The sequence below is a fragment of the Nocardioides sp. JCM 18998 genome, from assembly GCF_055391535.1.
Genome location: NZ_AP043886.1, coordinates 4000846 through 4022399 on the forward strand (window position 1 = coordinate 4000846; position 21554 = coordinate 4022399).

The window sequence follows — 21554 nt, forward strand, 5'->3', positions numbered from 1 at the left end:
GATGTTGGCTCTGGAGATGGTCCGCAGCCTGCCCAAGACGGCGCTCGGCAAGGTCGCCGGCGGTCGGATCCCCCTGCTGCTCACCGGCGTCGCGGCGCCGCTGCGCCTGGTGACGCTCGACCCGCCCCGCGTCGCGCGGCCGGGCTGGGCCCGGCTTCGGGTGCGGATGTCGGGTATCTGCGGCTCGGACCTCGGCATGCTGTCGGGCGCGACGTCGCTCTACTTCAGCGCCCTGGTCTCGCTGCCGTTCGTACCCGGTCACGAGGTCGTCGCGGAGCTGATCGACGACTGCGAGGATCTGCCCGCAGGCACCCGGGTCGTGATCGACCCGGTGCTGGGCTGCGCCGCGCGTGGCGTCGAGCCGTGCGAGGCCTGCTCCCGCGGGGAGAGCAACCGCTGCTCGCGGATCACCGTCGGCGACGTCTCCCCCGGCCTGCAGACCGGCTTCTGCCACGACACCGGCGGCGGCTGGAGCGAGCAGCTCGTCGCCCACCGCTCCCAGCTGCACCCGGTGCCCGAGGGGCTCAGCGACGAGCAGGCCCTGCTCGTCGAGCCGGTCGCCTGCGCGATCCACACCGCCGCCCGGGCCGGGATCCGTCCCGGTGACCGGGTCCTGGTCTCGGGTGCGGGCGCGGTCGGCCTGCTGGCCACGCTCGCCCTGCGCGAGCTGACCGGCGCCGGCGAGATCCTGGTCGTGGCCAAGCACGGCCACCAGGAGGAGCTCGCCCGCGAGTTCGGTGCGACCGAGGTCGTCCGGCCCAAGGAGGTGCTGCGGCGGGTGCGCCGGAGCACGGGGGCGTTCCAGCTGGAGCCGGAGTTCGGCTCGCCGTACCTGCTCGGCGGGGTCGACGTCGCCCTCGACGCCGTCGGCAGCTCCGGCTCGCTGGAGACCTGCCTGCACGCCACCCGCGCCGGCGGCCGGGTGGTCCTGTCCGGGATGCCCGGCAAGGCCGACCTCTCCGCCGCGTGGTTCCGTGAGCTCGAGCTGGTCGGCACCTACGCCTCCGCGCACCGCGACGACACCTTCACCCGCGCGCTCGAGCTGGTGGGCCACGACGCCGTGGCCCGGCTCTCGAAGACCGTGGCCCCCTATCCGCTGCACCGCTGGCGCGAGGCGCTCGATCATGCGCACTCCGCCGGCCGCCTGGGCACCGTCAAGGTGGCCTTCGACCCGAGGAGAAGCGTATGAGCCGCCCCGGATTCGTCCTGGAGGTCGATGACCGGACCCCGCCGATGGTGATCCAGGAGGGCCTCGGGTTCCGGCTCGAGGAGCTCCCGCAGGGCTCGCGGGTGATCTACCCGCCCGAGTCGCTGCCCGCGATCGACGATGTCGAGGGCGCGATCCGCGACGCCCTGCTGAACCCCGTCGACGAGAAGCCGCTGCCCGAGCTGCTCTTCCCCGGCATGCGGCTGACGATCGCGATCGACGATCTCTCGCTGCCGCTGCCGTCGATGAAGGCGCCCGACATCCGGGGCCGGATCCTCGAGCAGGTGCTCACCATGGCGGCCGAGAAGGGGGTCGACGACGTCGAGATCGTCGCCGCCCTGGCCCTGCACCGGCGGATGACCGCCGACGAGCTGCGTCATGTCGTCGGCGAGCGTGTCTTCCGCAGCTTCTACCCGCAGGGCAAGCTCTACAACCACGACGCCGAGGACCGCGACAACCTGCTCCACGTCGGCCTGACGGAGAAGGGCGAGGACGTCGAGATCAACAAGCGGGCGGCCACCTCCGACCTGCTGATCTACGTCAACGTCAATCTCGTCGCGATGGACGGCGGCCACAAGTCCGTCGGGATCGGGCTGGCGTCGTACAAGTCGATCAAGCACCACCACAACGCCAAGACGATGGTGCACAGCCGCTCCTTCATGGACCACAAGCACTCCGAGATGCACTCCTCGGCGTGGCGGATGGGCCGGCTGATCGGCGAGAACGTCAAGGTCTTCCAGATCGAGACGACGCTGAACAACGACGTCTTCCCCAAGCCGTACGACTTCCTGATGAAGCGTGAGTGGGAATGGTCGATCAAGGACCAGGCCTCGGCGCTGGCCATGCGTCGTGGGCTGGCGCTGGCCCCGCAGCGGCTACGGCACAAGCTCTTCCACGACCTGCGCGGCAACTACGGGCTGACCGGCATCCAGGCCGGCTCGGTGGAGCCGGTGCACGAGCTCACCGTGCAGAAGGTCCACCAGCAGCAGCGGGTGAAGATCGAGGGCCAGAGCGACATCGTCATCTTCGGCGTGCCCTACCTCGGCCCCTACAACGTGTCGAGCTCGATGAACCCGATCCTGGCCGCGTGCATGGGGCTGGGGTACTACTTCAACTCCTACCTGCGTCAGCCGGTGGTGCGCGAGGGCGGCGTGGCGATCCTCTACCACCCGCTCGACGAGGGCTTCAACACGCTGCACCACCCCTCGTACGTCGACTTCTTCGAGGAGGTGCTCGCCACCTCGACGGACCCGCACGTGATCGGGCCGAAGTTCGAGGAGCAGTTCGCGACCGACCCCTGGTACATCCACCTGTACCGCACCTCGCACGCCTACCACGGCGTCCACCCGTTCTACATGTGGTACTGGACGGCGCACGCGCTCGACCACCTCGGCGACGTGATCTGGGTCGGGGGCGATCGCCGTGCCGCCGGCCGGATGGGACACCGGGCGGCCTCGACCCTCCAGGATGCGCTCGAGATGGCCTCCGCGACCGTGGGCACCTCGCCCTCGATCACCTACCTCCACAACCCGCCCCACCTGCTCGCGGACGTGCGCTGATGGGCTTCCTGCGGGACACCGCCCGCGACGTGCGGCAGATGAAGGACGGCTGGCGCTGGGGTCGGCGGCCCCAGGTGCCGCGCTCGGCGGAGCCGTTCGTGCCGGCGCCGTCGCAGAACGTGTATCCCAACGACTGGTCCCGTACGCCCGCCGCGATGCTCGCACGCGAGGCCGTCCAGAAGGTCGGGCTGACCCCGCTCTTCCGCTCGCAGGTCCGGGTCCGCGCCGAGGGCGCCGGCGGACTCGACCGGATCCAGGGGCCGGTGATCTTCGCCGCCAACCACGCCTCCCACCTCGACACCCCGTTGATCCTGCTCTCCCTGCCCGACTCCTGGCGACGGCGCACCGCCGTGGCGGCCGCGGCCGACTACTTCTTCGACACCTGGTGGCGCGCGGTCGGCTCATCGCTGGTCTTCAACACCATGCCGATCGATCGTCGCGGCGGGACGATGTCGGCGACGCCCGGCGAGGTGCTGGCCGACGGCTGGAGCCTGCTGATCTACCCCGAGGGCACCCGCTCGACCGACGGCTGGATGCGCAGCTTCCGGATGGGCGCCGCCTTCCTCGCCGTGGAGCACGGCGTGCCGGTGGTGCCCGTGGTCCATCGCGGCACCTTCGCGGCGATGCCGAAGGGCGCGTCCTGGCCGCGGCGCGGGCGACCGCAGCTCACGGTGCGGTTCGGCGATCCGATCGTCCCGACCGAGGGCGAGTCCGTCCGGGAGTTCGCGCCGCGCGTCCAGCGTGCCCTGGCCCAGGTGCTCGACGAGGACCGGACCGACTGGTACTCCTCTCTGCGCCGGGCCGAGAACGGCGAGACCCCGGACCCCGCCGGTCCGCCCGTCGCACAGTGGCGCCGGGTGTGGGCCTCGACTCAGTCCCCGGACGTCGACCCCGACCGCGTCCGCGCCTGGAGATGAGGACGGCACGCGTGCTGGACACCTTCGACATGACCGAGCGCCCGGGCCGTGGCCCGGCCTCGGCGCAGCCCGGCGCGCACCTGCCGTTCTACGACGTGCTGGAGGTCGTCTCGGAGGGGTGGCGCCTGCTCCTTCAGGAGACCGGGCGGGAGGATCTCGGCATCCAGAGCTTCGCTGTCGCCCACGTCGACGCCGACTTCCGCCGTGAGATGTTCCGTACCTCCCTCGAGGTGCGGACCGGCGTCGAGCGGATCGGCAACAGCTCGCTCACTCTCGTCACGACGATCGCCCAGGACGGGGACGACACCGGCTCCGCGAAGGCCGTGCTCGTCCGGATCGGGCCCGGCCGTACCGCGTCGGCGGCCTTCACCGACGAGCAGCGCGCGGCGCTGGCCGGGCTCCTCGACTGACGTCGCCCCAGCCGCGGTCGCCGCGTTCCGTGGGAGGCCCCAGATCTCCCACGTGAGTGATGACGTCGCTCCCTCGTGCGTGGGAAGGTGACGAAACCAGACTCGAGCCATCGAGGCCGGCCGGCCTCCCGAGTCCAGGAGTTCGCCATGTCCCTTCCCTCCATCCCCCGCTCACTCTCGACATCCAAGGCCGCAGCAGCGGTCATCAACGCGATGATCAGCCTGGTCGGGCTGGCCGTCTCAATCGCACCGCTCTCGCTCGGTGCCGACGGCGTCGCCGCCCGCGACGACCAGCCGCCGTTCGCCGCGCTGGTCCTCGGCGTGGTCCTGGGCGTCCTCGGGCTGGTCGGCAGCTTCGGCATCTGGCAGGGCCAGCGCTGGGGCTCGTTCCTCACGATCGGCGTCCGCGGGTTCGACGGGCTGACGTCCCTGCTCGGCGTGACCGCCTCCGACCTCACGCTCCGCTCGCTCGCCATCCTGAGCGTCGTCGCCGCGGTGCTCGTCATCTTCCTCATCCTGCGCCGCGACCACCTCCCCACCCAGCCGTGACGACGGCCGGGCACGTGACGACGAGGGCCGCCCGCTGGCCCTCGTACGTCGCGCTCGCCCTCACCCTCGCTGCGCTCACGACCGCCTACGTCACCGTCGGCGCTCTGCTGGGCGCCGCGGGCGAGCCGCTCGCGGCGACCTGGCAGAACGCGATCGGGCTGCTCGTCGTGGCCGTGGCCGCGCGGCCGATCCGGCACTGGCTCGACGAGGGCGTCCACGAGCTCGCCTCCCAGCACCACGAGCCGTACGCGGCGATCCGGGCGATCGCCGCCCCGACCGTCCCGGGGACACCGACGCTCGCCTCCGCCATCGCGCGGGCGGCCCACCTGGACTGGGTGGAGGTCGACCTCGATGGCGCCGAGTCGGTCGGCGTACGGCTGCCCGGCAGGTCGGTCGTCGAGATCCCGATCGCCTACGACGACCAGCGGCTCGGCCTCATCCGCACCGCCGAGCGGAGCCCGGGGCGCGGCATCACCAAGGCCGATCGGCAGGTGCTCGAGGAGCTGGCCCGCCAGCTGGCGCTGCGGATCGTGGCCGAGCGCGCCGCAGCGCGCGTCCTGGAGTCCCGCAACCAGCTCGTCGCGGCGCGGGAGGAGGAGCGACTGCGGATCCGGCGCGATCTGCACGACGGCCTGGCGCCCTCGCTCGCCTCGATCCACCTGCAGCTCAAGGCGCTCCAGCGCGGCCTCGGCGAGCGCGACCCGATGCGCGCGAGCATCGACGGGCTGCTCGCCGACATCGCCGGCACCTCCGCCGACCTGCGCCGGCTGGTCTACGACCTGCGTCCGCCGCTCCTCGACGAGCTCGGGATCGCCGGCGCCCTCACGCACCAGCTCGCGGGCATCGAGGAGCCGCGCATGCGGATCACGGTCGAGGTCGCGGACCTGCCGGCAGCCGTCGAGGTGGCCCTGTTCCGGATCGCGACCGAGGCCGTGCGCAACACGGTCCGGCACGCCCGGGCGAGCGAGGTCACCGTCACGATCGAGCGGACCGGTGGGGTCGTCCGGCTCACCGTGGCCGACGACGGGATCGGCATCGCCGGGGATGTCGTACCCGGCGTCGGCCTCACCGCCATGCGGGAGCGGGCCGATGAGGTCGGAGGCAGCCTCACCCTCCACGCGGCACCGGGCCGTGGCACGACGGTCGTCGCCGAGCTGCGGGAGCCGGCGTGACGCGGGTGCTGCTGGTCGACGACCACGCCCTGTTCCGGCGGGGCGTGCAGGCGCTGCTCGCCACGGTGCCCGAGGTCGACGTGGTCGGCGAGGCCGACAGCGGTCCCGCCGCGATCGAGGCGACCCGGGCGCTGCGGCCGGACCTCGTCCTGCTCGACCTGCAGATGCCGGGCGGCGGCGGGCTCGACGCCCTTCCGGAGATCCTGCGGGATCCTCCGGTCCCCGCCGTCCTGGTCGTGACGATGCGGGCGGACAGCGCGGCCGTACGGGAGGCGCTGCTGCTCGGCGCGCGCGGCTACGTCCTCAAGGACGCCGACGGCGACGACTTCCTCCGCGCGGTCACGACCGTCGCACGCGGCGACGCCTACCTCGGCCACGAGCTCGCCGCCCACCTCGCCGAGCTGCTGCGCGATCGCGAGCAGGCACCGCCGTTCCCCGAGCTCACCGAGCGCGAGCGCACGATCCTGCGGCTGATGGCCCGGGGCGACGGCAACGGCGAGATCGCGCGCCACCTCCACCTCACCACCAAGAGCGTGCAGAACTACGTCAGCCGCATCTTCGCCAAGCTCGCGGTCGCCGATCGGCCGCGGGCCATCGTGTTGGCCCGTGAGGCGGGGCTGCACCTCGACTGACGGCCGGGGCAGCGTGTCAGGCCGGCTTGACGTCCAGCACGACCTCGAACTCCAGCAGGTCGGCGCCGGTGGAGACGGGCCGCTTGGGCGCCTCGCCCTCCGGGGTCGCGTGCGCCGCGCGGGCGTCCCCGTCGCGCCAGGCGGCGAAGGACTCCTCGGTGTCCCAGTGCGTGACGACGAAGTAGCGGGTGTCGCCGGCGGTCGGGCGCAGCAGCTGGAAGCCGAGGAAGCCCGGGGACTTGTCGACGGTTCCGGCGCGTGCGGCGAAGCGCTTCTCGAGCTCGGCGCCGGCACCCTCGGGGACGGAGATGGCGTTGATCTTCACGACGGACATGGGGCGAGCCTATGCGGTGTGGCCTGGTCGCGACCGCCGCGCCCATCGGGGCAGGATCCAGGTATCTGCCAGCCTGATGGCCCTACTGTTCGATGGCATGACCCGAACGGACCACTCGATGTCGACCGAGCACCGGTCCCGGACAGTTGGCCTGATCACGCACCATGGGGAGGACCGCTTCGCGGCCGACATCTCGGAGGAGCCCCGTTTGATCACCACACCCGCCGTCGTCCACCTCGGCTGCCTGAGGTCCCTGGTGACCCGCAGCGCGCTCATCCTGGGCGAGGTGGTGATCGTCCCCGGCATGCTGCTCTACGCCTTCGTCGCCGCCGGCCAGCCGATGCTCGGGCTGGTCGCGGTCTTCGGCTGGCGCGCGGCGTGGATCGGCTCGCGGCTGGGCACCGGCGTACGGGTCCCGGCGACCTGCTGGCTCGCGTTCGGGCTCTTCCTGACCCGTACCGGCGTCGGCCTGGCACTCGGGTCGATCAGCCTCTACCTGGTGGTGCCGATCGCATTGTGCGCCGCTCAGGGCCTGCTCCAGCTCGCCACCTGCTTCACCCGGCGTCCCCTGATGATGCGGCTCGCCAGCGACTACGTCGAGGACCTTCCCCAGCACCCGGAGCTGCGCAGCGTCTTCGCCGAGCTCTCCGCGATCTGGGGCGTGGTCCACCTGGTCTGCGCGGGCCTCGGCCTGTATGCCCTGACCCTGCCCCCGACCGGTGCCGTCGCGCTGACCAGCGCCGTCGGCCTGGTCTGCACCGTCGCCTCGATCGGGGGCTGCATCGGCTGGGCGCTGTGGCGCACGGCCCGCATCCCGAGCCTGCGCATCGCCGTGGGCGAGCGTCCGCACCTGGTCTCGGCCCTCCCGGACCTGCAGGGCGCGCTGCCCGAGGCCGCCTGACTCAGCTGAGGGCGAGCTTGAGCGCGATCACCAGCATGGTGACACCGATCAGGACGTCGAGGACCTGCCAGGCGCGCGGCGTGGCGAGCAGCCGCTCTCCGGCGCGCGCGCCGAAGCCGATCACTGAGAACCACACCACGCTGGCCGTCATCGCGCCGAGCGCGAACCACCACCGGTGATCCTGGCCGTTCGCGATCGAGCCGAGCATCAGTACGGTGTCGAGGTAGACGTGCGGGTTGAGGAAGGTGAAGGCGAGCGCGGTGGTGATCGCCGCCTCGCGTGTCGGGGCGCCGCGCTCCGACGCGGACAGGGTCTGCGGGTGGCGGGCACTGCGCAGCGAGCGCAGGCCGTACCAGACCAGGAAGACGACGCCGATCCACCGGACCACGGTGATCGCCCATGACGCCTGCTCGATCACCGTACCGATGCCGGCGACACCGGCCGCGATCAGGACGATGTCGGCGAGGGCGCAGACCAGCACCACCGGCACGACGAAGCGCCGCGTCAGGCCCTGACGCAGGACGAACGCGTTCTGGGCGCCGATGGCGACGATGAGGGAGAGGCCCGTCAGCAGACCGGTCGCGGCGGAGTGAAGCACGGTGATGACCGTAGGCGTCGTACCCGATGAAGGCCAGCGAAGGAATCTGATGATCCCTTAGCGTTGCTTCATGACGCTACAGCCCGCACAGCTGGCCGCCCTCGTCGCCGTCGTCGATCACGGCACGTTCGAGGCGGCCGCCCGCCACCTGCACGTGACGCCGAGCGCCGTCAGCCAGCGCATCCGCGCCCTGGAGAGCGCCGCCGGCCAGGTCCTGGTCCGCCGGGCCGCGCCGTGCCGTCCGACCGAGGCCGGGGAGTCGCTGCTTCGGCTCGCCCGCCAGACCGAGCTGCTCTACGCGGAGGCCGCGGTGGCGCTCTCCCACGACCTGCCCGACGACACCTCCGCCATCGCCCTGCCGATCGCCGTCAACGCCGACTCGCTGGCGACCTGGTTCCACGATGTGCTCGGCGCTGCGGCCGGCTGGGAGGGCGTCAGCCTCCGGCTGCACGTCGAGGATCAGGCGTATTCCGCGAGCCTGCTGCGGGCGGGCGACGCGCTGGCCGCCGTCACCAGCGATCCGGTCCCGGTCCAGGGCTGTCTCCTCGAGCCGCTCGGCGTGCTCCGCTACATCCCGGCCGCCGCCCCGGTGTTCGCCGAGCGCTGGCAGCACGCCCGCTCGATGGCGTGGTCACAGATGCCGATGGTGGTCTTCAACGAGAAGGACGGCCTCCAGGACGACGTCCTGAGCGCGCGCGGCGCCACCCGCCCTACGACGGTCCACCACGTGCCGACGTCGCACGACTTCGTCGAGGCCGTCCGACGCGGGCTCGGCTGGGCGGCCGTCCCCGAGCCGCAGCTGCTCCCTCACCTGACGGACGGGTCGCTGGTCGTCCTGCCCGGGCGTGGCCACGTCGACGTACGGCTGTTCTGGCAGCGCTGGCGGCTCGACTCCCCCGCCCTCACCCGGCTCAGCGACGCCGTCCACGCGGCGGCGCGGGCGCACCTGCGCCGCGCCTGACGGCGAATCACTTCACTTCGGCGTCAGGCGCCCGATAGGAAGGGCACGCAACCCGGAGGAGCCCTTGCATCCCGCGCCGAACCCGCTGCTCGGACGTCTCGTCGAGACGAACCGGCTGAGCGCGTCCGGGACGACGGCTGCGGTGATCCCGGCCCCCTCCGATCCGAGCACCGAGCCGAGCACCGAGCGAGCGTTGCTGGAGCGGGCGCTCAAGCGGCAGGAGATCGCCGAGGAGGCCGCCCACGTCGGCACGTTCGAGGCCGATCTCGCGACCGGGCGGATCACGATCTCGCGCGAGATCGCCCGGCTGCACGACGTGTCACCGTCGGAGCTGGTGGTGTCGACCCAGGAGTTCTTCACCGCGGTGTATCCGGAGGACAAGGCCGTGCTCCTCGGCCTCGCCGGGCAGCGCGACGACTTCACCGTCGACTACCGCTACCGGCGCGAGGACGACACCACCCGGATCCTGGAGATCTCCGGTCGCTGGCTGCCCGGTGACGTCCCCGGACATCCCGGCTACTACATCGGCGTCGAGCGTGACGTCACCGAGCAGCGGGCCCAGGAGGCCCAGCTGCGCCAGCTCGCCCTGCACGACCCGCTGACCGGGGCGCTCAACCGGCGCGGCTTCGAGCAGCTCCTCGAGCAGCACGCCCGCCGGCACACGACCCGCGAGACGGGTTGCCTGCTGATGATCGACCTCGACGACTTCAAGCACCACAACGACACGTACGGCCACGCCATCGGCGACGCGATCCTGGTCGCGATCGCCGACGCGCTGCAGGAGCGGCTCGGCACATGCGACGCGATCGGCCGCATCGGCGGGGACGAGTTCGTCGTCCTGCTGACCGAGCGCCGTACCGTCGAGGCGATGGCGATCGCCGACGAGCTGCTCGCCGTGATCGCAGGCGCTGCCCACGACGTGTCCCCCGACCCTGAGCACCCGGTCACCGCGAGCATCGGCGTCGCGGGGTTCACCGACGACGAGGACGTCACCCTGGCGCTGCGCCGCGCCGACGAGGCGATGTACACGGCCAAGAGCGCCGGCGGCGCGCGCTCGGCGCGCTGGACCAAGCATCCCCTGACCGTGCACCGCACCGGCGACGACGTCGCGATCCTGCACCGGGCGATCGCGCAGCACGAGCTCGGTCTCGTCGTCCAGCCGTGCCTGCACCTCGAGACCGGTCTGTTCAACCGCGCCGAGACCCTGGCCCGCTGGTATCCGCCGGCCGGCGGCGTGATCGGCCCCGACCGCTTCATCCCGCTGGCCGAGGCGAGCGGACTGATCGTTCCTCTGGGCGAGGAGGTGCTGGAGGTCGCGATCGCCCACGCGCGGGCCTGGCCGGCGACGGCCCCCGCCATCCGGTTCTCGGTGAACGTCTCGGCGATGGAGCTGAGCACCCCCGGCTTCGCCGAGCGCCGGATCGCCCGGATCCGCGAGGCGGGACTGGACCCGCTGCAGATCACCTTCGAGGTCACCGAGACGACCCTGATGGAGAACCTCGAGACCAGCCGCGGCGCGCTCGAGAAGCTGACCGAGGCCGGGCACCGGATCCTCATCGACGACTTCGGCACCGGCTACTCCTCGATCTCACGGCTCTCGGAGATCCCGGCCAACGGCATCAAGATCGACATGGGGCTCATCCGCCGCCTCACCGTCGACCCGGCCGCCCGGGCGGTGCTGCGCGCGATCGTGGACATCGGGCGCGCGTACGACTTCACGGTGACGGCCGAGGGCATCGAGGACGCCGACACGCTCGAGATCGTGCGCGAGCTCGGCTGCGACTGGGGCCAGGGGTTCTTCCTGTGCCCGCCGGTATCAGCGGCCGAGCTGGCCGTGCTGGTCGCCCAGCCGTGGTCCGGCTCCGCCGCCGTGCCGAGCCCAGCGCCGGCGTGACGGCCCCGTGCACAGCGTCATCTGACCAGATGTGGGTAGTCCTCGTGGATCGGCCGGGCGTGTTCACCTCGATTCCACCTAAGATCCATCGGAGAACCCGATCGACGACCGAGCATGGCCGCCTGCACACCTGTCCGGCGCCGCCGGACCTGCTCGACTCCCGAAGGCATCATGACCCATCGCAACGCCCGTAGCACCCGTCTCGCCCGCGCACTCGTCGTGCTCCCGACCGCGCTGTGCGTCAGCGGCGTGGTGGTCGCAGCCGAGCACCAGGACCATCCGGCCGGGTTCCGCGCCGTCGGCGACCCCATGCCATCGCCCTCCCCGTCGCCGGCCGTGCCGTCGCCGTCGGTTGCGACGCCCATCGCGGGGGCCACGATCCCGGCCGCGCTCGTGATCGACAGCGCCAGCGTGACGCGCGTACGGCCTGGGCAGGCGGTGACGACCGCACCGACGCTGTTCGCCGCCCGGAAGGCGGCGACCGTGGGCGACACCGCCACCGACGCGGTGTCCGGGATCGGGACGACCGCGCTCGGCGCCTACCAGCGTGCGGCGGCCGTCGTCGATCAGGCGGACACCGCCTGCCGGCTCGACTGGACCCTGCTGGCCGCGATCGGCGAGGTCGAGTCCGGCCACGGCACGTACGGTGGCAGCGTGCTCGACGCGGCCGGCGTGGCCACGCCGGCGATCGAGGGTCCGGTCCTCGACGGCCGCCACCACACCCGGATGATCGCTGACACCGACGGTGGCCGACTCGACCACGACACCCGCTACGACCGGGCGCTGGGCCCGATGCAGATCCTGCCGTCGACCTGGCTGCAGATCGCCGTCGACGGCGACGGCGACGGTCGGCGCGACCCTCAGGACATCAACGACGCTTCGCTCGCCGCCGCGGTCTACCTGTGCTCGGGCGGCGACGACCTCGCCACGCCCGCGGGCGCACGCGCCGCGGTGCTGCGCTACAACCGCAGCGAGACGTACGCCGACACGGTCCTCGCACTGGCCGCCGGCTACCAGCAGGGCACCGTGGTCCCCGCCGGTCTGCTCGGCGTCGTGACCGGGGCGGGCGGCGTGGTGAGCGCCGTCGACGCCCAGCCGGTCGAGGTGAAGAAGCCGAAGCACCAGCACACCCGTACGCATCCGGCGAAGCACCACGCCGCCACGGCGGCGCACCACCCGAGCAAGCATGCCGGGCAGCATGCGGCCGTCGCCTCGCCGCCCGTCAGCGGCGGGCCCGCGCCGGCAGCGCCCTCCACCCCCGCCAAGCCGACATCCAAGCCGACCGCCGGATCCACCCCGACGGCCCCGGCGACGCCGGGCGCTCCGACCTCGGGCCCGCCGTCCGGCACCCCGGCGACCACGCGCGAGGACGTGTGCCGCGAGGCGATCGAGAAGACCTACCCGTCGGCGAGCGACGACGCCGTCACGGCCGCCGTCGACGCGTGTGTCACGGCACTCGCCGGCCTCGGCAACGACCAGGCCCAGGCCGCGCTGCCCGATCTGCTGGCGACGCTCCCGGACACCATCGCCGACCTCGGCCCCGCCGCTGCCCCCGTGACCACCGAGCCGACCGACACCCCCTCGCCGACGGCACAGGAGTCGGTCGCGCCGTAGCCGACTCGGCCCTCCCGCACCACCGACTCGGCCCCCAGGCACCACCGACTCGGCCCTCCCGCACCACCGACTCGGCCCCCAAGCACCACCGACTCGTCCGTTGGGCACGGCGATCCGCTCGCTCCTCGTGCTCAACGGCCGAGTCGCGCGTGCCCGAGGGCCGACTCGCGCGTGCCCGAGGGCCGACTCGCGTGTGCCCGAGGGCCGAGTCGCGTGTGCCGGAGGGCCGAGTCGGCGTCAGAGGGTGAAGCGGGCGACCAGCTGCTGGAGTTCGGAGGCGGCGCCGTCGAGGCCGGTGGCCGCCTGGAGCGTACGCGAGGCCGACGAGCTGGCCGCGGCAGCGGTGACAGCCACCTCGCTGACGTCGGCGGCGATGCCGTCGGCGCCGCGGGCGGCCTCGGTGACCGAGCGGGCGATCTCGTTCGTCGTCGCGGTCTGCTCCTCCACCGCCGAGGCGATGGTGGTCTGGATGTCGCTGATCCGGGTGATCACCTCGGCGATCCGGCCGATGGCACCGACCGCCTCGCCCGTACGCCCCTGGATGGCGCTGATCTGCGCCGAGATCTCCTCGGTGGCGCGTGCTGTCTGGCCGGCGAGCTCCTTGACCTCGTTGGCGACCACGGCGAAGCCCTTGCCGTGCTCGCCGGCCCGGGCGGCCTCGATGGTCGCGTTGAGCGCGAGGAGGTTGGTCTGCTGCGCGATCGAGGTGATCAGCTTGATCACCTGGCTGATCTGCGTGCTCGCCTCGCCGAGGGCCGCGACGGTGTCGGAGGCGCCGGTGGCGGCGTGGACCGCCTCGCCGGCAACGGTGGCCGCGGCGCTGGCGTTCTGCGCGATCTCGCGGATCGAGGAGGACATCTCCTCGGCTGCGGTCGCGACCGTCTGGATCGCCGCGGACGTCTGGGTCGCGGCCGAGGAGGCCGACTCGGCGCGGGCAGCCGAGGTGGACGCGCCGTCGCCGAGCTCGGTGGCCAGCCCGTTGAGCTCGCCGGAGGCGGACTGGAGGCCGGTGGCGGTCTCGCCGATCCGCGCCATCGAGGCGCGCAGCGAGGCGATCAGCTCGCCGAGCGCGTCCGCCATCAGGCCGATGTTGTCGTCGCCCGTCACGTCGATCGCGACGGTGAGGTCGCCCTCCCGCATCCGTCGGGTGGCGTCGAGCAGCACCTCGACGCGGCGCGCGTTCTCCGCGGCCTCGGTCGCCCGACGCTCCGCCTCGTGGGCGCGGGTGAAGGCGTCGCGCGTCGCCCGGATCATGTCCTCGAGCGCGTCGCGGATGCCGTCGAGGTCGATCGGCTCCTTGGCGAGGAACTCCAGCACACCGGCGATGCCGGAGTGCGGACCGAGCGGCAGCGCGAAGCCAGCGACGTATCCGTCGGCGACGGCGGCCGCCAGGTGCGGGTCATCGGTGAGCTCGGCGAGGTTCGCCGCCTCCGCGACGGACTCCGTCGCCCACGCGCGCCCGATCAGGCCGCGCGCGTCGCCGCGCTTGAAAACGGTGCCGGCGGCCTGCGCCGACGTACGGCCGATGTCCGCGGACTCGCCGAAGAACCGGGCCTCGTCCCCGACGATCTTGTGCCCGACGGCGTAGTCCACACCGAAGCTCTGCAGCACGTTGCCGATGACGACACCGACCATCTCGTCCTCGGTCGTCACCTCGGCCAGCGCGGCCAGCAGCGCACTGAGGGCCTCGGCGTTCTGGGCGGTACGCAGCGCGCGGACCTCGGCCGCCTTCTGCTCGGTGATGTCGTGGACCGAGAGCACGGCACCGAGGTAGCGGCCGGTGCGCGGCTCGAAGATCGGGTCGAGGTCCAGCTTGCGCCAGGCGCCGCGGAACTCGTACGAGTCCGAGAACGGCAGCAGGCTGCCGTCGCGGAGCAGGTCGCGGCCGTGCTCCGGGTTGAGGTACAGCCGCTCCATGTCGAGGCCACGAGCCTGCTCGATGGTCAGCGTCGGGTTGTCGGTCATGAACCGGATCCGCTCGATCCCGGCCTTGTTGAAGTGCTGCATCGTGTAATCGGGCGCGACCGCGTAGACGGCGTGCCGGAAGTGGTCGTACGCGCTGTAGTCCAGGTCCAGCAGGCCCACCTCGGGAGCCGCGTCGTCGCTCTCGCCTCGCGGGACGGGCACGGTGGAGGCGGTCGGCGGCAGCGCGGTGGAGGTCACGGCCGACCTAACGGCGAGGCCCGGGACATCCTGACGAAAGCAAAGCAAAAAGTTGACGTCTGCACCGCGCCCGAGCCTCAGCGCTGCGGGCCGTACTCGCTCACCAGCCATTCCTCGAACGTGCCACCCGCGATCTTCGCGCCGGGCGGCGCCTGGAGCACCCCGCGGCGGACCTTCGCGGCCGACGCACCCGGCAGCCACACCGGCACCACGACGAGCCGGCGACCGCGGGCGCGTGCCGTCGCTCGGACGAGCTCGGAGAGCTGCCGCTTGACCGGGCCGGCGAGGTCGCGGCGTACGTGCTGCTCGGTGAGCTCCTCGTGCGCGAGCGCGACCAGCTCCTCGGCGACGGCGTCGACGTCGACGGTCTGCACCGGCTGCTTCGGGCAGGGCATGAACGGGCCCTTGGCGATCCAGTCGGTGAGCTGTCCTGCGAAGCCGTGGAACTGGGTGGCGCGCAGGATCGCGGTCGGCACCGAACCGGCCCGGGTCGCGGCCTCCTGGGCGTTCTTGCCGTCGTAGTGGGCGAAGGCTCCCCCGCCGAGGCCGTCGATCCCGACGATCGACAGCGTCACGATCCGTCGTACGTCCGCGGCTGCGCCGCCGCTTTGCAGGGTGCGCGCGACCGCGCCGAAGAAGGCGATGCACTCCGAGGCCGTACGGGCAGTGGTCGAGGTGGCGTCGATGATCACCTCGACGCCCGCGAGAGCCTCGGCGACGCCGGTGCCGGCAACCAGATCGACGCCGGCCGAGCGGGCAAGGACCACCACCTCGTCCCCGCGCGTCTCGAGACGAGAGACGACCTTGCTTCCGACCAGGCCGGTTCCACCGGCGACAGCGATCCTCATGGCCCCTTCCTACCACCGCGTGCCGGAGGGCCGAGTCGACCGTTCCGGAGGGCCGAGTCGACCGTGCCGGAGGGCCGAGTCGACCGTGCCGGAGGGCCGAGTCGGCTACTTGCGGGCCGTGGTGTCGCGGATCGGGGTGATCCAGGACTGGTGGGTGGCCGGGTTCTTGGTGATCGCGAGCAGCTCGTCCATGTGCGGCTCGAGGCCGGTGACCTTGTCGAGCGGCACGCCGACGATCAGCTGGAAGCCCAGGCCGCGCCACGCCTGCACCGCGCGACCGGCGAACTCCGAGTCGGCCTTGACGAAGCCCTCGTCGAGGAACACCGGCGCGAATCGCGGCCGAGAGCGCATCTCGTCGCCGAGCCGGAAGCGCAGCGCGGAGCCGACGATGAACGCGACCAGCTCCTGCGACTCGCCGCCGGACTTCTCCCCCAGCGTGCGGTAGGTGGCCCGCAGCTCGCCGGAGACGTGGTCGTAGCGCTCAGCGCTGACCTCGACGTGCTTGCGCACGTCGAGCAGGCGGTCGCGCTCACTGGCGACATCCCCACCGCCAGCGCCGCCGTTGCCCGGCCGCAGCTGGGTCATGAAGCGGCTCAGGTCGACGAAGCGTCGCTCCAGTGCCTCCTCGGTCAGGTCCGAGGCCGACGAGGACGCCAGGGCACGCAGGTCCTTCATGAAGACCTGCACGTGCGCCGGCGTCAGCCGGCGCAGCCGGATCCGGAGCCGGTCGCCGGTGGCGCCGAACTCGAGGCGTCGCAGGATGTCGTTGATCGGACCGAGCCGGTCCTCGATCTCCTCGATCGAGGAGGCCATCGCCCCGAGCAGCGGCACCAGGTCCTGGCCACTCCACTCGGTGAGTCGCTTGCGCCACTCCGAACGCCGATCCGCCAGGCCCTTCGCGCGGATGTCGTCGAGGATGCGGGCGTAGTCGGGGTAGGAGTCGGGACCGGAGCCGAGGTTGGGCGAGTCCCACATCTGCTTGTACGTGGCGAAGACCCGGTTGAGCTCCTCCTCGACCCGCTTGATCTCGGCCTCGGAGTCGCCGACGGCGCCGTGCAGCCGGGCCTGGAGACGCTGCGAGTTGTCGACGAACTGATCCAGGTCGTCGGGGTCACCGGGCTCGACCGCCAGCCGCATCTCGACGCTCAGCGCGGCCGCCTGAGCCTCGGTCAGCTCGACCGAGCTGGAGCGCTCCATCGCGTCGAGCTGGTCGGAGACGATGTCCTCGGAGTCGACCAGCTCGCCGTGCGCGGCCGCGATCTGCTTCTGCCTGTTCTCCAGGCCGAAGCGGTCACGCTGGGTGGCCTCGAGCTGGGTGGCGAGGTCGTCGATCTGGCCCTGGAGCACCTGGAGCTGGTCGTCGGCCTCGAGGATCTGGGTCCGACGGCCCTCCAGGTCCGCGATCCGGCGCTCGCTGCCGGCCACGTCGACGTCCTCGAAGCGGACCATCGCGATGACGTCGTACGCCTTGCGCTGCTGCTCCAGTACGCGGGCGCGGCCCTCGATGCCGGCCAGCCGCTCGTCGAGGGCGCTCAGCCGCTCCTCCACCCGGGCGAGCTGGGCGTCGAGGTCGGCGATCGCCTCCTCGTTGGAGAAGCCGATGATGTTGCGCTGGTCGTTGCGACCGTGCGAGCCGCGGTTGCCGCTGCGGGTCTGGCCGGCGACGGTCACCCGATAGCCCGGGCCGTCGAGCTCGTCGGTGGTCTCGACGCAGAGCGCGTTGCGGGAGTGCTCGGCGACGTGCGACTCGACCCAGCCGGCGAACGGCGAGTCCTTGTAGAGCAGCTTGCCGGCGATCCGCTCTGGGTCGGCCGGCCCGCCCGAGGGCAGGTCGGTCGGAACGCCCTCGAAGGTGAGCCGGCCGTGCAGCCGCAGCCCGTCGATCGCCTCGGAGAACGCCCGCAGCCGATCGAGCGGCACCAGCATCAGTCGGGCCGAGCCGCCGAGGACGGTCTCGATCGCCGCCCGCCAGCGGGACTCCTCGGGAGCGACGTCGATCAGCTCGGCGACGAACGGCAGCTCCTCGGCGGACATCCCGGCGGCGTCGGCGACCGCTGTACGCAGGTCGTGGAGGTAGGCCGGCACCCGGCCGGCGCGGCTCTCCAGCGAGGCGCGCTCCTCGCGCAGCGCCTTCTGCTCGTTCTTCAGCGGCACCAGTCCGTCGCGGACCTCGTCGCGCTCGGCCCGGAGGGCGTCCTGCCGGGCGCCGCTCTCGGCGACCCTCGCACGGGCGTGGTCCTGCAGCCCGGCGAACGACTCGGCCGAGTCGAGCGCCGACTCGAGGTCGGGCACATCGGCGTCGGTCAGCCCGACCAGCGGGTAGAAGCGCTCCTCGAGCTCGGCGAGCCGGGTGCGGCGCTCCTCCCGTACGGCCTTCTCGGCGTCGGCCTGCGCGGCGAGCGCCTGCAGGTCGCCGCCACCGGCGGCCCGATGGGCGTCCTTGGCGGCCTCGAGATCGCCGACGAGCTGGGCCTCGGTGGTGCGGATCGAGCCGAGCTCGTCGAGCGTACGGGCGTGCTCGGCCCGGTTGGCGACCACGGCGTCGGCGAGCAGGCGGCGGTGGTGCTGGAGCAGCCAGAGCCGCACAGGCGTGGAGCCGCTGAGGGTGACGCCGAAGGCGTCCAGCTCCGCGGCCCGCTTGAGTGCGAACTCGCGGCGCCGGTGCAGGTCGGTGATCGGCTCGAGGATCTCGAGCTTGCGCTGTTCGGTGCGCATCGCGGTGTGCGCGGAGTCGAGGTCGTCGAAGTGCTCGATGGCGCGATCGGCGGCGGCATAGGTCGCCGGCCGCTCCAGCACCATCTCCTTGTAGAGCTCGTCGACGCTGCGGACCTGGTTGCCGGCCTGGATCCGGGCGAGCAGCCGCAGCGCCTTGGCGCCGTCTCCGTTGGCGCCGATGCCGAGCCGGGCGTGCAGGACGGCGGCGAACTCGGCATAGGTGCGGTGCACCCGCAGTCCCGGGAAGAGCTTCTTGAGGGTGTTGGCGTGGAACCGGTCGCCCACCGCGACCTCGAGGGCGGCCAGGTCGAGCTGGCCCTCGAGGCTGAGCAGGGCCATCTGCACCTCGCTGGAGCGGGTCGCGCGACGCGGCACGTAGTAGGTCCGAGCGGCGGTGAAGCGGGCGCCCTTGTCGTTGACGAACGTCATCGCGACGGCGCCCCACGTGTCGGCGCCCTTGCCGCGCAGGAGCTGCTCGACGGGACGGCCGGTCTTGGGGTCGTCGACCACGTCGACGGCACCGCGCAGGTACGAGAGCAGGTTGCGCTGGCCCGCGCTGCGGGCCCGGCCGGCGACGGCGTCGTTGGAGGCGCCGTTGAACTTGGTGTCCGACGGCATCATCAGCGCGGTGTAGGCGTCGAGGATGGTCGACTTCCCGACACCGGAGGCGCCGGAGATCATGGTCGCGTCGCCGCCGAGGGGCACCACGGTGACGCCGGCGAAGCCGCCCCAGTTGACCAGCTGCAGGGTGGTCGCCCGCCACTGCACGGTCTCGTCGGAGGGCAGCGCGACGCTCTCCTCGGCGAACAGGCCGTCGCCCGCGGCCGACTCGTCGGTCTCGATGACGCTCACGACTCGTCCTCCTCGTCACTCTCGTCGAACAGCCCCGGCTCACCCGAGACGGCCGGGTCGCCGGTGGCGTACGGGTCCTCGCTGCTGTTCGCCTGCTGCAGCGCGGTGAGCAGCTCGGCGAGCAGCTCCAGCGGCAGCAGCGGCTCGATCGCCTCGCTGATCTCATAGCGCTCGTCGCCGACGGCGCCGATGAGCAGGCCGCTCTTGACGACCGAGGCGAGCGCCGCCCGGGCCCGCTTCTCGTCGCCGGACTCGTCGGTGGCGTGGGTGGGACGGAAGGTCGCGACGTGGTCGACGACGTCCTCGCGGTCGATGAAGATCCGGGTGTCCCCGGCGGCCCGCCCGGCACGGAAGCGGTCGCGCAGGTGGACCAGGACGAGCGTCTCCTCGCGCGACCAGGTCGCATCGTAGAGCAGCGTCGGGAAGCGGGCGCCGGTCTCGGAGACGGCCTGGCGCTTCCAGGCGACCTCCCGGTCGCGGTCGATCATCAGGTCGAGGAAGAGGTCGTTGAGCCGACTGCGGAGGAGACGCTCGTGCTGGACCAGCACGGGCCAGTCGCGCGGGTGGGTGCGGGCGCTGATGAAGCGCTGCTTGAGCAGCGTCACCAGGGTCTGGCGCTGCGCCATCTCCAGGCCGCCCTCGTCACCCTCGAAGAGCGAGACCGAGCCGACGTACTCGTCGACCAGCTCCTCCTCGTCCGCTGTCGTGTCCTCGACGGAGGCCTCGAAGTCGTCGATGCTCATCAGCGCTTCTCGCGATCAAGGTCGGGGTCGGGCAGGGGCGTACGCGGTACGGCGAAGACCCGCGTGGTGCCATCGGGGCGCACCGTCGGGTAGGCCTCGGCGGTCTCCTCGACGTCCCAGTCGCGGGCGGCGGCCAGGTGCAGCAGGCCGAAGATCTCCACGGGGCGGCGCAGCGACGGCTCGAGCTCGGCGAACATCTCCCCCAGCGAGGCCGGCGGGATGAGCGCGTGCAACGCGGTGTCGAGCCGCTCGCGCAGCTCGCCGAGCTGGGGGCCGCCCTGGGCGAGCACGTCGGAGAGGGAGAGCGCCACGTCGGGGTCGGTGGCGGAGATCCGCTCCGGCAGGACGTCGTCGGCGGGGTCGTAGAACCGCTCACGCAGGTGATCGACGCCGGCCCGAGGGGGCAGCAGCGGGACGTCGTGGCTGGCCCGGGGGCCGGTCGTGGCCATCCACGTCATCAGCTCGGACTCGACCTGGCGCAGGGTCTGCTCCAGCTCGCGGTCGCGGGCGGCGTCGTGGGAGACGATGTACTCCTTGAGCGTGGCGGTCACCCGTGAGCGCTGCGACAGCACCCGGTCGAGGCCGTCGCGCACCAAGCGCACCGTGCCGCGCAGCTCGGCGCGGTCGGCCTCGCCGAGCACGCCCTCGGAGGCCGGGTGCTCGAGGAGCGCGTTGAGGTCCTCACGCAGCTGGGTGACCAGGCCGTCGTCGCGCAGCAGCGCGAAGGCGCCCTCGAACGCTCGCCCCTCCTGGGTGGCGGTCATCAGGGCGTCGGCGCGGGCGAGGTAGGCGTCGATCACCTCGCCGGCGGGCCTGTCCTCGGCGCGGAACGCCGACAGGATCTCGGTACGGATCTGGGCGAACCGCTCCTCCACCCGGGCGAAGTCGCTGGGCAGCGCGGAGATCAGCGAGAGCAGCTCGGTGAAGCCCTCGACCATGTAGTCCTGGGTCGCGCCGACCAGCTCGGCGCCGTCGACGAGCCTGTCGCGTTCGGCCTGCAGCCGGGCGATCTCCTCGTTGAGGATCGTGACCCGGGCGGTCCGGTCGGGGTTGGCCTCGGAGTTGAACCGGCGGACGGTGCCGAGGATGGTGGCGATCCGGTGCTCACTCAGCGTCGCGCGGTCACGGGTGAGGCTCTTCACCAGCTCCAGCGCCTGCTGAGCGTGGGAGGTCAGCGTGTAGACCTCGCGGCCGATCTCGTCGAGCGAGCGGACCAGCCACTGCCCACGCATCCAGCGCTGGCAGATCTCGCGGCCCGTGCCCGCCGGGACCTCGGTCTCGCCGGCGAGCCGCATGTCCGCGAGGTGCTCCTCGACCTGGGTGTGCAGCCGCGCGGTCGGGATCGGGTTGTTGTTGCGACCGAAGGCGGCGCGGAAGATCGTGATCACGACCGGGGCCTGGCGCTGGTGCAGCAGCTGGAGGGTGGGCTGCGCGAAGGCGCCCTTGACCCGCGCCAGCTCGGCGGCGATCTGGTTCACGGGCCTC

General features: G+C 72.3%; 18 protein-coding genes. 11 read left to right on the top strand and 7 right to left on the bottom strand.

The window, feature by feature from the left end:
* The first annotated feature begins 1 nt into the window (after window position 1).
* From ACZ5L9_RS18795 to ACZ5L9_RS18825, 7 genes are all read left to right on the top strand, one after another.
* Window positions 2-1189 carry a zinc-dependent alcohol dehydrogenase gene (locus ACZ5L9_RS18795; protein WP_464530819.1) on the top strand — a complete coding sequence of 396 codons (1188 nt, stop codon included), beginning with the start codon at window positions 2-4 and terminating at the stop codon, window positions 1187-1189.
* Window positions 1186-2766: an NPN-dependent hydroxyacid isomerase, LarAH14/15/16 family gene (gene larAH / locus ACZ5L9_RS18800; protein ID WP_464530822.1), complete on the top strand. Its 1581-nt coding sequence runs from the start codon at window positions 1186-1188 to the stop codon at window positions 2764-2766. Before ACZ5L9_RS18795 ends, larAH begins: the two co-directional genes overlap by 4 nt.
* Window positions 2766-3683 carry a lysophospholipid acyltransferase family protein gene (locus ACZ5L9_RS18805; protein WP_464530826.1) on the top strand — a complete coding sequence of 306 codons (918 nt, stop codon included), beginning with the start codon at window positions 2766-2768 and terminating at the stop codon, window positions 3681-3683. The genes larAH and ACZ5L9_RS18805 overlap by 1 nt, the downstream gene beginning before the upstream one ends.
* A gap of 11 nt (window positions 3684-3694) precedes the next feature.
* A complete protein-coding gene (locus ACZ5L9_RS18810) occupies window positions 3695-4093 on the top strand; it encodes an acyl-CoA thioesterase (protein ID WP_464530830.1) in 399 nt (132 codons plus the stop codon).
* A gap of 147 nt (window positions 4094-4240) precedes the next feature.
* Window positions 4241-4642 (top strand): hypothetical protein, encoded by a 402-nt coding sequence (locus ACZ5L9_RS18815; RefSeq protein WP_464530833.1) that lies wholly within the window; start codon window positions 4241-4243, stop codon window positions 4640-4642.
* Window positions 4643-4656: 14 nt separating this feature from the next.
* Window positions 4657-5814, top strand: a complete 1158-nt coding sequence (locus ACZ5L9_RS18820) for a sensor histidine kinase (protein ID WP_464530837.1) — start codon at window positions 4657-4659, stop codon at window positions 5812-5814.
* Window positions 5811-6446 (top strand): response regulator, encoded by a 636-nt coding sequence (locus ACZ5L9_RS18825; protein ID WP_464530840.1) that lies wholly within the window; start codon window positions 5811-5813, stop codon window positions 6444-6446. The genes ACZ5L9_RS18820 and ACZ5L9_RS18825 overlap by 4 nt, the downstream gene beginning before the upstream one ends.
* Window positions 6447-6462: 16 nt before the next feature.
* Here the strand turns inward: ACZ5L9_RS18825 and ACZ5L9_RS18830 are convergent, their stop codons facing one another.
* Window positions 6463-6780, bottom strand: coding sequence for an antibiotic biosynthesis monooxygenase family protein (locus ACZ5L9_RS18830; protein ID WP_464530843.1), 318 nt, complete (start codon window positions 6778-6780; stop codon window positions 6463-6465).
* Between the two features lie 97 nt (window positions 6781-6877).
* Between ACZ5L9_RS18830 and ACZ5L9_RS18835 the strand changes: the two genes are divergently transcribed.
* Complete coding sequence (locus ACZ5L9_RS18835; protein ID WP_464530847.1) at window positions 6878-7681, top strand: DUF3159 domain-containing protein; 804 nt, start codon at window positions 6878-6880, stop codon at window positions 7679-7681.
* 1 nt (window position 7682) lies between these two features.
* Here the strand turns inward: ACZ5L9_RS18835 and ACZ5L9_RS18840 are convergent, their stop codons facing one another.
* Window positions 7683-8279, bottom strand: a complete 597-nt coding sequence (locus ACZ5L9_RS18840; protein WP_464530851.1) for a LysE/ArgO family amino acid transporter — start codon at window positions 8277-8279, stop codon at window positions 7683-7685.
* Window positions 8280-8349: 70 nt separating this feature from the next.
* Here ACZ5L9_RS18840 and ACZ5L9_RS18845 point away from each other — a divergent pair, with 70 nt between their 5' ends.
* From ACZ5L9_RS18845 to ACZ5L9_RS18855, 3 genes are all read left to right on the top strand, one after another.
* On the top strand, window positions 8350-9240 hold the full coding sequence (locus tag ACZ5L9_RS18845) for a LysR family transcriptional regulator ArgP (protein WP_464530856.1): 891 nt from the start codon (window positions 8350-8352) through the stop codon (window positions 9238-9240).
* A gap of 64 nt (window positions 9241-9304) precedes the next feature.
* The gene (locus ACZ5L9_RS18850) at window positions 9305-11134 is read left to right on the top strand and encodes a putative bifunctional diguanylate cyclase/phosphodiesterase (RefSeq protein ID WP_464530859.1); all 1830 of its coding nucleotides are present in this window, start codon (window positions 9305-9307) and stop codon (window positions 11132-11134) included.
* Between the two features lie 171 nt (window positions 11135-11305).
* Window positions 11306-12748 (top strand): lytic transglycosylase domain-containing protein, encoded by a 1443-nt coding sequence (locus ACZ5L9_RS18855; protein WP_464530862.1) that lies wholly within the window; start codon window positions 11306-11308, stop codon window positions 12746-12748.
* 237 nt (window positions 12749-12985) lie between these two features.
* On the opposite strand, the gene ACZ5L9_RS18860 is transcribed toward ACZ5L9_RS18855, so the two are convergent.
* The 5 genes from ACZ5L9_RS18860 to ACZ5L9_RS18880 all read right to left on the bottom strand — a co-directional run bounded on the left by ACZ5L9_RS18860 (window position 12986) and on the right by ACZ5L9_RS18880 (window position 21547).
* Window positions 12986-14911: a methyl-accepting chemotaxis protein gene (locus ACZ5L9_RS18860; RefSeq protein WP_464530867.1), complete on the bottom strand. Its 1926-nt coding sequence runs from the start codon at window positions 14909-14911 to the stop codon at window positions 12986-12988.
* A 77-nt stretch (window positions 14912-14988) separates the two neighbouring features.
* Window positions 14989-15759: an SDR family oxidoreductase gene (locus tag ACZ5L9_RS18865; RefSeq protein WP_464530869.1), complete on the bottom strand. Its 771-nt coding sequence runs from the start codon at window positions 15757-15759 to the stop codon at window positions 14989-14991.
* A gap of 105 nt (window positions 15760-15864) precedes the next feature.
* Window positions 15865-19326 carry an ATP-binding protein gene (locus ACZ5L9_RS18870; protein WP_464530871.1) on the bottom strand — a complete coding sequence of 1154 codons (3462 nt, stop codon included), beginning with the start codon at window positions 19324-19326 and terminating at the stop codon, window positions 15865-15867.
* Window positions 19323-20069: a DUF4194 domain-containing protein gene (locus ACZ5L9_RS18875; protein WP_464530874.1), complete on the bottom strand. Its 747-nt coding sequence runs from the start codon at window positions 20067-20069 to the stop codon at window positions 19323-19325. Before ACZ5L9_RS18875 ends, ACZ5L9_RS18870 begins: the two co-directional genes overlap by 4 nt.
* Window positions 20069-21547 carry a DUF3375 domain-containing protein gene (locus tag ACZ5L9_RS18880; RefSeq protein WP_464530876.1) on the bottom strand — a complete coding sequence of 493 codons (1479 nt, stop codon included), beginning with the start codon at window positions 21545-21547 and terminating at the stop codon, window positions 20069-20071. The genes ACZ5L9_RS18875 and ACZ5L9_RS18880 overlap by 1 nt, the downstream gene beginning before the upstream one ends.
* Between the last annotated feature and the right edge of the window lie 7 nt (window positions 21548-21554).

What these genes read in the sequence shown, in the direction of transcription:
- ACZ5L9_RS18805 (WP_464530826.1), top strand. Translation starts at nt 2,766, where the DNA reads ATGGGCTTCCTGCGGGACACCGCCCGCGACGTGCGGCAGATGAAGGAC.
- ACZ5L9_RS18815 (WP_464530833.1), top strand. Translation starts at nt 4,241, where the DNA reads ATGTCCCTTCCCTCCATCCCCCGCTCACTCTCGACATCCAAGGCCGCA.
- ACZ5L9_RS18830 (WP_464530843.1), bottom strand. Translation starts at nt 6,780, where the DNA reads ATGTCCGTCGTGAAGATCAACGCCATCTCCGTCCCCGAGGGTGCCGGC.
- ACZ5L9_RS18835 (WP_464530847.1), top strand. Translation starts at nt 6,878, where the DNA reads ATGACCCGAACGGACCACTCGATGTCGACCGAGCACCGGTCCCGGACA.
- ACZ5L9_RS18855 (WP_464530862.1), top strand. Translation starts at nt 11,306, where the DNA reads ATGACCCATCGCAACGCCCGTAGCACCCGTCTCGCCCGCGCACTCGTC.
- ACZ5L9_RS18845 (WP_464530856.1), top strand. Translation starts at nt 8,350, where the DNA reads ATGACGCTACAGCCCGCACAGCTGGCCGCCCTCGTCGCCGTCGTCGAT.
- ACZ5L9_RS18865 (WP_464530869.1), bottom strand. Translation starts at nt 15,759, where the DNA reads ATGAGGATCGCTGTCGCCGGTGGAACCGGCCTGGTCGGAAGCAAGGTC.
- ACZ5L9_RS18795 (WP_464530819.1), top strand. Translation starts at nt 2, where the DNA reads ATGTTGGCTCTGGAGATGGTCCGCAGCCTGCCCAAGACGGCGCTCGGC.
- ACZ5L9_RS18875 (WP_464530874.1), bottom strand. Translation starts at nt 20,069, where the DNA reads ATGAGCATCGACGACTTCGAGGCCTCCGTCGAGGACACGACAGCGGAC.
- larAH (WP_464530822.1), top strand. Translation starts at nt 1,186, where the DNA reads ATGAGCCGCCCCGGATTCGTCCTGGAGGTCGATGACCGGACCCCGCCG.